Origin of the sequence: Streptomyces sp. GC420, from assembly GCF_009916105.1 — a bacterium.
In the GTDB taxonomy this organism is placed as follows: Bacteria; Actinomycetota; Actinomycetes; order Streptomycetales; family Streptomycetaceae; genus Streptomyces.
Genome location: NZ_JAAAXQ010000237.1, coordinates 1 through 12,933, shown reverse-complemented (window position 1 = coordinate 12,933; position 12,933 = coordinate 1). Strand labels below are relative to the sequence as shown.

The following is a 12,933-nucleotide window of genomic DNA, read 5'->3' as shown; positions in this document are numbered from 1 at the left end:
CCACCCCGCCGTTCACCACCGCCACCTGCCACCTGCCCGACAGCAGCCTGCTGGTCCTCTACACCGACGGCCTCATCGAGGCGGCCGAACGGGACATCGACGAGGGGCTGGCCGAACTCGCACGCACCCTGTCCGCCATCGGCTCCCGCGGCACGGCCGAAGGCCTCGGCACCCTCGGCGACGCCGTCACCGCCGCCCTGCTCCCGGAGGGCAGCCCCGTCGCCGACGACGCGGCCCTCCTGATCACACGGGTCCACCGCACCGAGAAGGACGACATCGCGGTCTGGGCCCTGCCCGAGGACCCCGTGGCCGCCGGCCAGGCTCGCCGTCTGATCCGCGACCAACTGGCCGTCTGGGACCTGGACGAGCTCACCATGACCACCGAACTGCTCGCCAGTGAACTCATCGGCAATGTCATCCGCCATGCCAAGGGCCCCATCAGCCTGCGTCTGCTCCGCAGCCGCACCCTCATCTGCGAGGTGTCCGACGGCAGCCTGACCACGCCTCACATCCGGCGCGCCGCCGCCACCGACGAGGGAGGCCGCGGCCTCCAGCTCGTCGCCGCCCTCTCCCAGCGCTGGGGGACCCGTTACACGGACTCGGGCAAGTGCATCTGGACGGAGCAGCCCATCCCGGACGGTGACGGAAGCACCGCCTGAGCCGGACGGCGATCAGGGGCACCGCCCGAGCCGTACGGTGATCAGGGGCACCGCCCGAGCCGGACGGTGACGGAAGCACCGCCCGAACCGTACGGTGATCAGGGGCACCGCCCGAACCGTACGGCGACGGGACCCGGCCCCTCACGCGGTGTAGGGCCTCCTGCGCTTCGCCTCCCGCAGTGCCAGGCCCCACCACACGACCTGGTCGAGCAGGGACTTCGCGGCTCCCGCGGCACCCGCGGCACCCTCAGAGTCCTTCGGACCGTCCTCCGCGAAGAGACCGTGCGCGTTGTGGAAGCTGACGGTGTCCCTGACCGTGACGGCGTGGAGTTCGGCGAAGACCTGCCGCAGGTGCTCCACGGCGCGCAGCCCGCCGGACATCCCGCCGTACGAGACGAAGGCGACGGGCTTGGCCTGCCACTGGACGAAGTGCCAGTCGACGAGGGCCTTGAGGGATGAGGGATAGGAGTGGTTGTACTCCGGGGTGATGACGACGAACGCCTCGGCCGCGTCGAGTGCCAGCGTGATCGCGGCGAGGGACCTGGCGGCTGCGGGCGGCGGCGCGGAGCTCAGCGCGGTGGGCAGTTCGGCGCCCCCGAGATCGACCACGTCGACGGTGAGATCGGTGCGCTGTTCCGCGATCCCGCGGAACCAGTCGGCCACTCTGGGCGCGAAACGGCCCTCGCGGTTGCTGCCGACGATCACGGCGAGGCGCAGCGGAGTACGGGAGTCCGGTTGCATGGTGTCCATACCGAGCAGCCTGATACCTCAAGCAATGTCGAGGTCAAGTGACGGACCGGCGGGTCAGGCCGACCACTGCTCGTGGGCGAGCCTCGCCACGAGCGAGAAGACCACGACGAGCAGGACGATCCGTACGAAGCCGCTGCCCTTCTTCAGCGCCATGTGCGCGCCCGCCGTGCCGCCCGCCAGGTTGAACACGGCCATCACGGCGGCGAGCCGCCACAGCACCGTGCCCTGGTACGCGAACATCGCCAGCGCCCCGAGATTGGTGCAGACGTTCACGATCTTCGCGGTCGCCGAGGCCGTGACCAGGTCCATGCGCAGCACGGCGGTGAGGGACAGGACGAGGAAGGTGCCGGTGCCGGGTCCGACCAGCCCGTCGTAGAAGCCGGTCCCGGCGCCGCACACAAGGATCGCGGCGGCGAGACGGCGGGGGCCGGCGGGCCCGGCCGCCGATGCGGAAGCGGTGCCGAAGGCGGGCCTCAGCAGGACGAACGCGGCCACGGCCAGCAGGACGGCCATGATGACCGGCCGCAGTACGTCGCTGCTGATCCCGGCCGCGAAGGAGGCGCCGGCCATCGAGCCGGCGAGCGCGGCCGAGCCGATCCGAGCCGCCGTCCCCACGTCGACAGGGGCGCGGCGGACGTAGGTGAGGGCCGCGCCGGACGTCCCGACGATCGCGACCGCCTTGTTGGTGCCGAGTACGTGCGCCGCGGGTACCTGCGGCAGCCCCAGCAGCAGGGCAGGGAGGAGCAGCAGTCCGCCTCCGCCGACCACGGCGTCGATCCAGCCCGCGGCGGCCGCGGCAAGACACAGGACGAGGACGGTGGTCAGCGGTATGTCAGGCACCGGTGGAGCCTACGAAGCGGATAGGTGGTACGTCCAAGCGGTTGCCGGTGCCGTGCCTCTCCGCCGGGCGCCGCCGCTGCCCGCCGGGGCCGTTCCTCACAGCCTCACATCCGGCCCGGCGAGAAGGGGAGGGGGAGGTTGCTTCCGGGAAACGGGAGTGATGCTGCCGGGAAACAGCCGCCCCGCAGGCTTCCGGTATGACTTCGGAGATCGTGGTGGTGGGCGGTGGAATGGCGGGCGCGCGGCTGACCCGTCAGCTGGCCGGTGCCTCCCCGGCGCCTGCGGGCGCGGCGGCGCGGACGCCGGCCGGCGTGACCGTCATCGGCGAGGAGACACACGAACCGTACAACCGGGTGCTTCTCGCGGAGGTCCTCGCGGGCCGCTACGACGCGGAGGTGATCCGGCTGCCGCAGGCGCCAGCCACGGTGCGGCGGGGCGTGCGGGTGATAAGGATCGACCGCGCCGAGCGCCGGGTGCACTGCGACGACGGCAGCGTCGTCCCCTACGGGCGGCTGGTGCTGGCCACCGGCTCCAACCCGGTGCTGCCGCCGCTGCGCGGCCTCTTCGACGGGGACGGCCGCGAGCTGCCCGAGGGTGTCCACGCCTTCCGGACCATGGACGACTGCCTGGCGCTCGGCGCCGCGGTGGCGCCCGGCACCCGGGCCGTGGTCATCGGCGGCGGACTGCTCGGCGTGTCGGCGGCGCGTGCCCTGGCGGAGCGCGGCGCGCAGGTGGTGCTGGCCCAGCAGGGCGAGCACCTGATGGAGCGCCAGCTCGACGAGCAGGCCGCACGCCTCCTGCACGGCCACCTCGAGTCCCTCGGGGTGGAGATCCACACGGAGTGCCGGGTGCGCGGCCTGCGGACCGAGACCACCGGCGCGGAGACGTCTTCCGGCGACGGCGCGGGGGCGGCACCGGCCCGCCCGGCGGGCACGCCCGGCGACGGCGCCGGGCGCAACACCGCCGCGGCGCGACTCGCCGCACTGCTCAGGGCCGCCCGGCACGGCGGCGAACGCGGGTGCCGGGTCGTGCGCGCCGTGGAACTCGCCGACGGTTTCGAGCTGGCCGCCGACCTCGTGGTGATCGCCTGCGGGGTACGGCCACGGGTCGGCCTCGCCCAGGCGGCCGGGCTGGAGGTGGCACGCGGCATCGTCGTCGACGACGAACTGCGCACCTCCGACCCCCACATCTTCGCGATCGGCGACTGCGCCGAGCACGACGGCACGACGTACGGGCTCGCGGGCCCGGCACTGGAACAGGCCGACGTGCTGGCCCGGGTGCTGCTCCTGGAAGCGGCGCCGGCGGGCACCCCGGTCGTGGCCGACGGCGCGGACAGCACCGCGACCACGGGCGCCGCCGGAACGGGGACGGGAGCCGGGACCGCGGGAGCCGATGGCGCGCGGTCGGCGAAGGCCGGAACCCCGGTCCTGGCGAACGGCGCGGCTGGAGCAGGAGCGGTCGACGCGAGCACGCCCGCGACCGCCACGGCCGCCGCCGGAACGGGGACGGGAGCCGGGACCGGGACGGCGGGAGCCGAGGGCGCACCGTCGGCGAAGGCCGGAACCCCGGTCCTGGCGAACGGCGCGGCTGGGACGGGAGCGGCCAGCGCGAGCGCGCCCGCGGTCGTCTCCGGCCCCGGCAACCGGGCACCCGGCCCGGCTGGTGACACGGACGCACCGGCAGCCTCACCGACGCCGGTCGGCGCGGGCGTCGCCGCGACCACCGGCACGGGCCGCGCGGCCGCGGGCCCCGCACCGGCCGTCTCCCGCCCGGCCGCCGCCGGAACCGGGACGGCAGGAGCCGGTGGCGCCGGGCGCGTCCGGCGGGCCGGGGACGGCGCGATCCGCCCCGCGGCCGCCACCGGCGCGGGGGACGGGGCCGCGACCGCAGGTGCGGTCGGCCCGGCAGCCGGACCGGCAGCGGTCCGGCCCGGTGACACGGCCGCCGACGGCGCGCCCGGCGCCGGGGGTGACGGGCGCGCGGCGCGGCCCCGGTACACCGGCACCCGGGCTCTCACCCGGCTCACTCTCGGCGGAGCCGTCCATCTGGACCTCGCCGCGTTCGGCGAGACCGTGCCGCGGCCGGGGGACGACGTCGTCCATCTGTCGGACGCGACCCGCAGGGCGTACCGGAAGGTCGTCGTGCGCGGGGACCGGCTCGTCGGCGGTGTGCTGCTCGGCGACCTGGGGACCGTGGGCGCGCTCGCGCGGGCCTGGGAGGGCGACGAGCCGCTCCCCTCCGCACCTCTGCTTCATCTGCTCACCGACAACGGAGGCTTCTGAGAATGTCCACGGAGACCACTGAGACGATCGTGCTGGTCGGGCACGGCATGGTCGGCCAGCGCTTCCTGGAAGCCCTCGCCGAGCGGGGGGTGACGGACCGCGCGCGGATCGTCGTTCTCGCGGAGGAGCCCCGGGCCGCTTACGACCGCGTCCAGCTGACCTCGTACTTCTCGGGCCGGACGCCCGAGGACCTGTGCATGGTCGAGGACGGTTTCATCGACCGGCACGGCATCGAGCTGCACCTCGACGACCCCGCCGAAACGATTGACCGTACGGCGAAGACGGTCACCGCCCGCTCCGGGCGGACGTACGCGTACGACACCCTCGTCCTGGCCACCGGTTCCTACCCCTTCGTGCCGCCCGTCCCGGGCAAGGACGCGACCGGCTGCTTCGTCTACCGCACCATCGAGGACCTGCTCGCGATCGAGGAGTACGCGAAGAACTCCACGACCGGCGCGGTGGTCGGCGGCGGGCTGCTCGGTCTCGAGGCTGCGGGCGCGCTGAAGGGCCTCGGCCTGGACACGCACATCGTGGAGTTCGCGCCCCGGCTGATGCCGGTGCAGGTCGACGAGGGCGGTGGCGCGGCGCTGCTGCGCACCATCGAGGGCATGGGGCTGACCGTCCACACGGGCGTCGGCACCCAGGAGGTCCTCACCGCGAACGGCGCCGTGACCGGCATGGCGCTGAGCGACGGCTCCACCGTGGACACGGACCTGGTCGTCTTCTCCGCCGGTGTGCGGCCCCGTGACCAGCTGGCCAGGGACTGCGGCCTGGCGGTCGGCGAGCGCGGCGGCATCACGGTCGACGAGCAGTGCAGGACCGTCACCGACCCGGACGTGTTCGCGATCGGCGAGTGCGCGCTGGCCGCCGACGGCCGGGTGTACGGCCTGGTGGCGCCCGGATACGAGCAGGCGGAGACCGCCGCCGACACGATCACCGGTGAGCGGCGGTCCTTCACGGGCGCCGACCTGTCCACCAAGCTCAAGCTCCTCGGTGTGGACGTGGCCTCCTTCGGCGACGCGCACGGCACCGCCGAGGGCTGCCTCGACGTCGTGTACTCCGACTCCCGCTCCGGGATCTACAAGAAGCTGGTCATCGGCCGTGACGGCGAGCTGCTCGGCGGCATCCTGGTCGGTGACGCGGAGGCGTACGGCACGCTGCGGCCGCTGACGGGCAGCGTCCCCCCGGTCGCGCCCGAGCAGCTGGTGCTGCCGGCCGGCGCGGGCGGCCCGGTGCAGATCGGTCCCTCGGCGCTGCCCGACGAGGCGGTCATCTGCTCCTGCCACAACGTCAGCAAGGGCACGATCCGGGCCGCGGTCACCGAGCACAGCTGCACCACCGTGCCCGAGGTGAAGAAGTGCACCAAGGCGGGCACCGGCTGCGGCAGTTGCGTGAAGGTGCTGGGCCAGCTGGTCACGGCGGAGCTGGAGGCCTCGGGCGTCGTCGTCGACAAGGGCCTGTGCGGCTGCTTCGCGCAGACCCGGCAGGAGCTGTACGAGATCGTCCGCACCCTGCGCATCACCTCGTACCAGACGCTCCTGGACAACCACGGGCGGGAAGCGGCCAGGGGCGGCGACGGCTGCGAGGTGTGCAAGCCGACGGTCGGCTCGATCATCGCCTCACTGGCGCCCACCATCGGCGCCGACGGCTATGTGCTGGCGGGCGAGCAGGCGGCGCTGCAGGACACCAACGACCACTTCCTCGCCAATATGCAGAAGAACGGTTCGTACTCGATCGTGCCGCGCATCCCCGGCGGCGAGATCACGCCCGAGAAGCTGATCGTGATCGGTGAGGTGGCCCGCGACTTCGGGCTCTACACGAAGATCACGGGCGGTCAGCGGATCGACATGTTCGGCGCCCGCGTGGACCAGCTGCCGATGATCTGGGCCCGGCTGGTGGACGCCGGATTCGAGTCGGGCCACGCGTACGGCAAGGCCCTGCGGACGGTGAAGTCCTGTGTGGGACAGACCTGGTGCCGCTACGGCGTGCAGGACTCGGTGCGCATGGCGATCGACCTGGAGCTGCGCTACCGGGGCCTGCGTTCGCCGCACAAGCTGAAGTCGGCGGTCTCCGGCTGCCAGCGCGAGTGCGCCGAGGCCCAGTCGAAGGACTTCGGTGTCATCGCCACGGCCAACGGCTGGAACCTGTACGTCGGCGGCAACGGCGGCGCGACCCCGCGCCACGCCGACCTCCTCGCGCAGGACCTCTCCGACGCCGAACTGATCCGGCTCATCGACCGGTTCCTGATGTTCTACATCCGCACCGCCGACCGGCTGGAGCGCACCTCGACCTGGCTGGAGCGCATCGATGGCGGCCTCGACCACGTCCGGGGCGTGGTGGTGCACGACTCGCTCGGCATCTGCGACGAGCTGGAGGCACTGATGGCCGACCACGTCGCGAACTACCGGGACGAGTGGGCCGAGACCATCAACGACCCGGAGCGGCTGGCCCGCTTCGTGTCCTTCGTCAACGCGCCGGAAGCGCCGGATCCGACCGTGCGGTTCGTCCCCGAGCGCGACCAGATCAAGCCCGAGCCCGCCGAGCTGCCGCTGCTGCAGATCCGTACCCTGGAAGGAAGCGCCGCCCGATGACGATCGCTCCCGAGCGGACCGATGTCCGCCTTGAACTCCGTGTCGCCGACGAGTGGTTCCCGGTGTGCGAGCTGTCCGCGCTGATCCCCGGCCGGGGTGTCGCGGCGCTCCTCCCGGACGGCCGGCAGGTCGCCGTCTTCGTCGACCGCACCGGCACGCCGTACGCCGTCGGCAACCAGGACCCGTTCACCGGCGCGTACGTCCTGTCGCGGGGCCTGGTCGGCTCGGCGGACGGGCGGCCGTTCGTCGCCTCGCCGCTGCTGAAGCAGCGCTTCGACCTGGCGACCGGGCGCTGCCTGGACGACGACGAGGTCACGATCGAGGCGTACGACGTGCGTACGTCGGTGGCGCCGCCCGCCCTGCGCTGAGGACCGGGGAGGACCAGGACCGTACGGCGGCCTTCGGGGTCAGGCGGGTGCCGGGCCCCGAAGGCCGTGCGCGGTCAGGACGCTCAGGACGCCGTGCAGGTGAGGGCGGCCGGGGCGGTGTTGCTGCCGCTCCAGCTGCCGTTGAGGCCGAATGTCACGGCGGAGCCGGCGCCGACGCTCCCGTTGTAGCCGGCGTCGACGGCGCTGACCTGGCTGCCCGACTGGGTGACGGCGGCGTTCCATGCCTGGGTGACGCTCTGTCCCGAGGGCCAGGTCCACTCCACCTTCCAGCCGCTGATCGGCGCGGAACCGGTGTTGGTCACCGTGACGTTCGCGGTGAAGCCGGTGTTCCACTGATTGCTGACGGCGTACACCGCCGAGCATGCGCCCGGGGCGGGGTCGTCGCCGCCGGTCCAGCCGAGCGCCTCGGCGATGCCGTAGTAGGCGCGCTTGGGCCGGAAGCTCTCGTCGTACGGCGTGGCGGCGCCCTGGCCCGGGAAGACGTCCGGGATCCACGAGTCGGAGTCGGTGAAGCCCCAGGCGGTGACGCCCGCGCAGCGGGCGACGGCGAGGCAGGCGGCGGTGACAGCCTTGAACTCGGCCTTCTGCTGCTGGAGTTTCGCGTCGGTGGCGGGCAGGTCCATCCGGATGTCGAGTTCGGTGACGGCCACGTCCACGCCCAGGTCGGCGAAGCGCTGGAGGTTCGCCCGGAGTGTGGAGGGGACCTGGCCGAGGATGAGGTGGCCCTGGAAGCCCACGCCGTCGATCGGGACGCCCTGTGCCTTGAGCCGTTCGACCAGCTCGTACATCCCGTCGCTCTTCGCGCCCGTGCCGTCGGTGTTGTAGTCGTTGATGTAGAGCTTCGCGCCGGGGTCGGCGGCCCGGGCGGCGTGGAAGGCGTCGGCGATGTAGGACTCGCCGAGCTGGTTGTAGAACTTGCCGGCCCGCATGGTGCCGTCTTCGTTGAGCGGCTCGTTGACGACGTCCCAGTGATCGATGCGGCCCCTGTAGCGGGTGACCTCGGTGGTGACGTGGTCGGTCATGATGGTGCGCAGTTCGGCGTCGCTGAACGTTCCGTCGGCGAGCCAGCCCGGCATCTGGCTGTGCCAGACGAGGGTGTGACCGCGGACCTTCTGGCCGTTGGCCTCGGCGAAGTCGACGACGGCGTCGGCGCCCGACCAGTTGAAACTGCCGCGGCTCGGTTCGACCGATCCCCATTTCATCTCGTTGCCGGGGGTGATGGAGCCGAACTGGGTCCCGGTGATCGATCCATAGGTGCCGGTCAGCTTCGAGGCGGTCACGGCGGTGCCGTAGTAGACGCCCTCGGCCTGGGCGAGGTCACGCAGGACGGGTTCCGCGGCCTGTGCGGGGGCGGCGAGTCCGACGATCGCGACGGCCGCCGCGAGGACGCCGGCGGCGGCCCTGCCCAAGGTGCCGGGCCCTGAGGCCCCGAGTCTCTTCATGGTCGTCCCTCTCTCGTTCCGTCCCTCCGGGCCTTCGGGGAGGGTGCTGCTGATTTCGAGAGTTCGATGGTTCGACGGTTCGACGGTTCGACGGTTCGACGAGGCGATGTTTCGGCAGTGCGGCCGAAACTTTAGGGACGGGAGTGACAGGCGTCAACGCGTCTGGCGGCCGGCAATGGGTCCACACCCGGGCCCCGTGCACCTACGCTGCTGCCCCGTGGGCGGACCACTGCCCCCGGCCTCCCGTCCGAACAGCCGGCGCGGGAGCACCCGGACGGCGAAGGCACGAGGAGGAGCGGACGCGATGGGCTGGAACGCGAGCGACATCCCCGACCAGAGCGGCCGTACGGCCGTGGTCACCGGCGCCAACAGCGGCATCGGACTGGCCACCGCCCGCGAGCTGGCCCGGCACGGCGCCGAGGTGGTGCTGGCCTGCCGCGACGAGGTACGCGGCCGCCGCGCGGAGGCGGCGCTGCGCGAGGAGCTGCCGGGGGCCCGGATCGAGCTCGCCCTGGTCGACCTCGGGGACCTGTCCTCCGTGCGGAACTTCGCGCGGCGGTACGCGGACGAGCGGGACACTCTCGATCTGCTGGTCAACAACGCCGGGGTGATGGCCCTTCCGTACGGGACGACCGCCGACGGCTTCGAGCGGCAGTTCGGCGTCAATCACCTCGGCCACTTCGCGCTGACGGGCCTTCTGCTCCCCCGGCTGCTGGCGGCACCGTCCGGAGCCCGTGTGGTGACCGTCTCCAGCATGATGCACATGATGGCGAACATCGATCCGGCCGGCCTCAACAGCGAGCGCGGCTACCGCCGCTGGCCGGCGTACTCCCGTTCCAAGAGCGCCAACCTGCTGTTCACCCACGAGCTGGCGCGACGGCTCGCCGCGGCCGGCTCGGACGTCGTGGCCGCCGCCGCGCACCCCGGGTACGCGGCCACCAACCTCCAGACGGCGGGCGCGAAGATGGAGAACCGCAGGGCCGTCGAGCGGGTCATCGCGTTCGGCAACCGGCTCGCCGCCCAGTCGCCGGAGGCCGGTGCGCTGCCGACGCTCTACGCCGCCACGGCCCCCGGCGTCGCCCCCGACTCCTTCACCGGCCCCGCCCTCCTCCAGTGGCGCGGCTCCCCCGCGAAGGCGGCGCGCGCGAAGTGGACCCTGGACGACCGGGCGGGCGAACTGCTGTGGGAGGCCTCGCAGCGGCTCACCGGGGTGGTGTACGAGGGCCTCGCGGGCTGAGTGCGCCCGGCGCACCGGCGCACCGGGCTCGGGAATATCGGAACGTGCACTGACTGTCGGGCGGACCGACCGGACGACTGCCCGGGCAGGGCCCGTCCCGGAGAGCCGCCGGAGCGGAGCCAAAGGGCCGGAGCAGGGCCGGGGAGATCCGGCGCGGGCGCCCGGGGCAGGAGTGGGGTCAGCCGCGCAGTTCCTCCGCCGCGTCCGCCACCCGGGCGATCAGCCGCAGCAGCGTCTGCTGCTCCCCCGGGTCCAGCGGCGCGAGGAAGACGCGGTTCATCCGGGTGGTGCGGGTGACCAGTCTGCGATGGAGCCGCTCGCCCTCCTCGGTGAGCTTGAGGACGTTGCGGCGCCCGTCGAGCGGGTCCCTGACCCGGGCGACCAGACCGCGCCTGACCAGCCGGGCGACCAGGTCGGCGATGGTGGAACGGTCGAGGTGGACACGCTCGCCGAGGGTCCGCTGGTCCATGTCCGGTTTCTCCACCAGCGCGTTGAGCACGGCGAACTGCGGGGAGGTCGTCTCCTCGGAGACCATCACGCTCCACAGCAGCGAGTGCGCCTGCTGCAGACGCCGGGCGAGATGCCCGGGGTGGGTGCTCAGATCGACCGCGCCCGCGCCCATACGGCTGCCCCTCCGACCCATTGACGTACTTCGAACCGGATGGAAGTCTACGTCCTCGCGAGAAAATAATCAGTACACTGACTAAATCGCGGGAACCTGCCTGGTGGTGCGCAGCACCGCGCCCGGGCGGACCGGCGGAAAGGAGTCGTGACCACATGAGCGTGAGCAATCGCCCGGTCCTGACCCAGGCGGACATCGACACCGAGATCGCGGAGAGGCGCAGCGCCTACGAGAAGGCCCTGGCGAACGGCGCGCCGCCCTCAGTCCATCCACCCCGGGACTACCCCCCGTACCGCAGCAGCGTGCTCCGTCACCCCAAGCAGCCGCTGGTCGCCGTCGGCGGCGGTGACCCCGAGGTGGTGGAACTGCACACCCCGGTCTTCGGGCCCGCCGACGTCACGGAGATCGACAACGACCTCACCCGGCAGCACAAGGGCGAGCCGCTGGGCGAGCGGATCACCGTCTCCGGACGGCTGCTGGACAGCGCGGGCCGCCCGGTGCGCGGCCAGCTGATCGAGATCTGGCAGGCCAACGCCGCCGGGCGCTACGCCCACCACCGCGACCAGCACCCGGCGCCCCTCGACCCCAACTTCACGGGCGTCGGCCGGGTCCTCACCGGCGACGACGGCTCGTACCACTTCACGACGATCAAGCCCGGTCCCTACCCCTGGCGCAACCACCTCAACGCCTGGCGCCCGGCCCACATCCACTTCTCGCTGTTCGGCACGGCGTTCACGCAGCGACTGGTGACGCAGATGTACTTCCCGGGTGACCCGCTCTTCCCGTACGACCCGATCCTTCAGTCCGTCACGGACGACAAGGCGCGGGAGCGGCTGGTCTCCACCTACGACCACTCGCTGTCCCAGCCCGAGTTCTCGCTCGGCTACCGCTGGGACATCGTGCTCGACGGACCGTCCGCCACCTGGATCGAGGAAGGCCGATGACCACACTCCCTCCGGGCCCGACGCCCTCGCACACCGTCGGCCCCTTCTACGGCTACGCGCTGCCCTTCCCGGACGGCGGGGAGATGGCGCCCGCCGGCGACCCGCGGACGGTCGGCGTGCACGGCTTCGTGTACGACGGCGCGGGCGCGCCGATCCCCGACGCGCTCCTGGAGTTCTGGCAGGCCGGCCCGTCCGGGTCGCTCGCGGGCGCCCCCGGGTCCCTGCGCCGCGATCCCGTGACCGGCGGTTACGTCGGCCGTGACGGGGTGCGGTTCACCGGGTTCGGGCGGGTCCCGACCGACGCGGACGGGCACTGGGCGGTACGGACGCTGCCTCCGGGGGCGCCGGCCGCCGCCCCGTACATCAGTGTCTGCGTCTTCGCGCGGGGCCTGCTGCACCACCTGTTCACGCGGATCTACCTGCCCGACGACGGGCCCGGCGCGGGGTCGGACCCGCTGCTCGACTCGCTGGACCCGGCGCGCCGCGAGACCCTGTTCGCGAAGGCCGAACCGGAGGCGGGCGTGCCCACCTACCGTTTCGACATCCATCTGCAGGGCGAGAGGGAGACGGTCTTCCTTGACTTCAGCTGACCTGGGCCTGCTCTCCCCGGTGTGGGCGGGCACGGAGGCCGAGGCGTCCACGGGCGACGCGGCCTTCGTCCAGGCCCTCCTCGACGCGGAGGCGGCGCTGACGCGGGCGGTGGCCCCCGCGGAGGTGGCCGCGCGGGTCACGGCCGCCTGCCGCGCGGACGCCTTCGACATCCGCGACCTGGCGCTGCGGGCGTCCGCCGGCGGGAACCCGGTGATCCCCCTGGTCGGCGCCCTGCGGGCCGCGGTCGGCCCGGCCGACGCGGAATGGGTGCACCGCGGTGCCACCAGCCAGGACATCCTGGACACGGCGCTGATGCTCGTGGCCTCCAGGACCGTACGGCTCGTCCTGGCCGACCTCACCCGGACGGCCGCCGCCCTGGCCGGGCTGGCCGCCGCGCACCGCGACACACCCATGCCCGGCCGCACCCTCACGCAGCACGCGGTGCCCACCACCTTCGGGCTCAAGGCCGCGGGCTGGCGCTGCCTGGTCCTGGACGCCCACGACCGCCTGACCGCCCTGAGGCTCCCCGCCCAACTGGGCGGAGCGGCGGGCACGCTGGCGGCGTTCGCGGCGCACGAGGCCGCCG

General features: G+C 73.0%; 11 protein-coding genes and 2 pseudogenes. 9 read left to right on the top strand and 4 right to left on the bottom strand.

Features of this window, described 5'->3' with window-relative positions:
* Nucleotides 1–659, top strand: a 659-nt coding sequence (locus tag GUY61_RS25225) for a SpoIIE family protein phosphatase (RefSeq protein WP_166632539.1), incomplete at its 5' end; no start/stop codon positions are given.
* A 141-nt stretch (nt 660–800) separates the two neighbouring features.
* On the opposite strand, the gene GUY61_RS25220 is transcribed toward GUY61_RS25225, so the two are convergent.
* Complete coding sequence (locus GUY61_RS25220; protein WP_166632538.1) at nt 801–1,409, bottom strand: NADPH-dependent FMN reductase; 609 nt, start codon at nt 1,407–1,409, stop codon at nt 801–803.
* 54 nt (nt 1,410–1,463) lie between these two features.
* On the bottom strand, nt 1,464–2,249 hold the full coding sequence (locus GUY61_RS25215; RefSeq protein ID WP_166632537.1) for a TSUP family transporter: 786 nt from the start codon (nt 2,247–2,249) through the stop codon (nt 1,464–1,466).
* Nucleotides 2,250–2,446: 197 nt separating this feature from the next.
* Between GUY61_RS25215 and GUY61_RS25210 the strand changes: the two are divergent.
* The 4 genes and pseudogenes from GUY61_RS25210 to nirD form a co-directional block, all read left to right on the top strand.
* Nucleotides 2,447–3,533: pseudogene (locus GUY61_RS25210) on the top strand (NAD(P)/FAD-dependent oxidoreductase); the annotation flags it as partial.
* 704 nt (nt 3,534–4,237) lie between these two features.
* A pseudogene (locus GUY61_RS25205) lies at nt 4,238–4,531 on the top strand (NAD(P)/FAD-dependent oxidoreductase); the annotation flags it as partial.
* Nucleotides 4,532–4,533: 2 nt separating this feature from the next.
* A complete protein-coding gene (nirB, locus tag GUY61_RS25200) occupies nt 4,534–7,122 on the top strand; it encodes a nitrite reductase large subunit NirB (protein ID WP_166632536.1) in 2,589 nt (862 codons plus the stop codon).
* Nucleotides 7,119–7,490: a nitrite reductase small subunit NirD gene (nirD, locus tag GUY61_RS25195; RefSeq protein WP_166632535.1), complete on the top strand. Its 372-nt coding sequence runs from the start codon at nt 7,119–7,121 to the stop codon at nt 7,488–7,490. Before nirB ends, nirD begins: the two co-directional genes overlap by 4 nt.
* 83 nt (nt 7,491–7,573) lie before the next feature.
* Here the strand turns inward: nirD and GUY61_RS25190 are convergent, their stop codons facing one another.
* Complete coding sequence (locus tag GUY61_RS25190; RefSeq protein WP_166632534.1) at nt 7,574–8,953, bottom strand: endo-1,4-beta-xylanase; 1,380 nt, start codon at nt 8,951–8,953, stop codon at nt 7,574–7,576.
* Nucleotides 8,954–9,257: 304 nt separating this feature from the next.
* On the opposite strand from GUY61_RS25190, the gene GUY61_RS25185 reads away from it, so the two are divergent.
* Complete coding sequence (locus GUY61_RS25185; protein WP_166632533.1) at nt 9,258–10,190, top strand: oxidoreductase; 933 nt, start codon at nt 9,258–9,260, stop codon at nt 10,188–10,190.
* 178 nt (nt 10,191–10,368) lie between these two features.
* Here GUY61_RS25185 and GUY61_RS25180 read toward each other — a convergent pair whose 3' ends face one another.
* A complete protein-coding gene (locus GUY61_RS25180) occupies nt 10,369–10,812 on the bottom strand; it encodes a MarR family winged helix-turn-helix transcriptional regulator (protein ID WP_166632532.1) in 444 nt (147 codons plus the stop codon).
* Nucleotides 10,813–10,967: 155 nt separating this feature from the next.
* Here GUY61_RS25180 and pcaH point away from each other — a divergent pair, with 155 nt between their 5' ends.
* From pcaH to GUY61_RS25165, 3 genes are all read left to right on the top strand, one after another.
* Nucleotides 10,968–11,756, top strand: a complete 789-nt coding sequence (pcaH, locus tag GUY61_RS25175) for a protocatechuate 3,4-dioxygenase subunit beta (RefSeq protein WP_166632531.1) — start codon at nt 10,968–10,970, stop codon at nt 11,754–11,756.
* Nucleotides 11,753–12,346 carry a protocatechuate 3,4-dioxygenase subunit alpha gene (gene pcaG / locus GUY61_RS25170; protein WP_166632530.1) on the top strand — a complete coding sequence of 198 codons (594 nt, stop codon included), beginning with the start codon at nt 11,753–11,755 and terminating at the stop codon, nt 12,344–12,346. Before pcaH ends, pcaG begins: the two co-directional genes overlap by 4 nt.
* Nucleotides 12,333–12,933, top strand: a 601-nt coding sequence (locus GUY61_RS25165; RefSeq protein WP_243766741.1) for a lyase family protein, incomplete at its 3' end; no start/stop codon positions are given. The genes pcaG and GUY61_RS25165, both read left to right, overlap by 14 nt.

Bases quoted from the DNA above. Each gene is read 5' to 3' on its own strand.
- GUY61_RS25220 (WP_166632538.1), bottom strand. From the start codon at position 1,409: ATGGACACCATGCAACCGGACTCCCGTACTCCGCTGCGCCTCGCCGTG.
- nirB (WP_166632536.1), top strand. From the start codon at position 4,534: ATGTCCACGGAGACCACTGAGACGATCGTGCTGGTCGGGCACGGCATG.
- nirD (WP_166632535.1), top strand. From the start codon at position 7,119: ATGACGATCGCTCCCGAGCGGACCGATGTCCGCCTTGAACTCCGTGTC.
- GUY61_RS25190 (WP_166632534.1), bottom strand. From the start codon at position 8,953: ATGAAGAGACTCGGGGCCTCAGGGCCCGGCACCTTGGGCAGGGCCGCC.
- GUY61_RS25185 (WP_166632533.1), top strand. From the start codon at position 9,258: ATGGGCTGGAACGCGAGCGACATCCCCGACCAGAGCGGCCGTACGGCC.
- GUY61_RS25180 (WP_166632532.1), bottom strand. From the start codon at position 10,812: ATGGGCGCGGGCGCGGTCGATCTGAGCACCCACCCCGGGCATCTCGCC.
- pcaH (WP_166632531.1), top strand. From the start codon at position 10,968: ATGAGCGTGAGCAATCGCCCGGTCCTGACCCAGGCGGACATCGACACC.
- pcaG (WP_166632530.1), top strand. From the start codon at position 11,753: ATGACCACACTCCCTCCGGGCCCGACGCCCTCGCACACCGTCGGCCCC.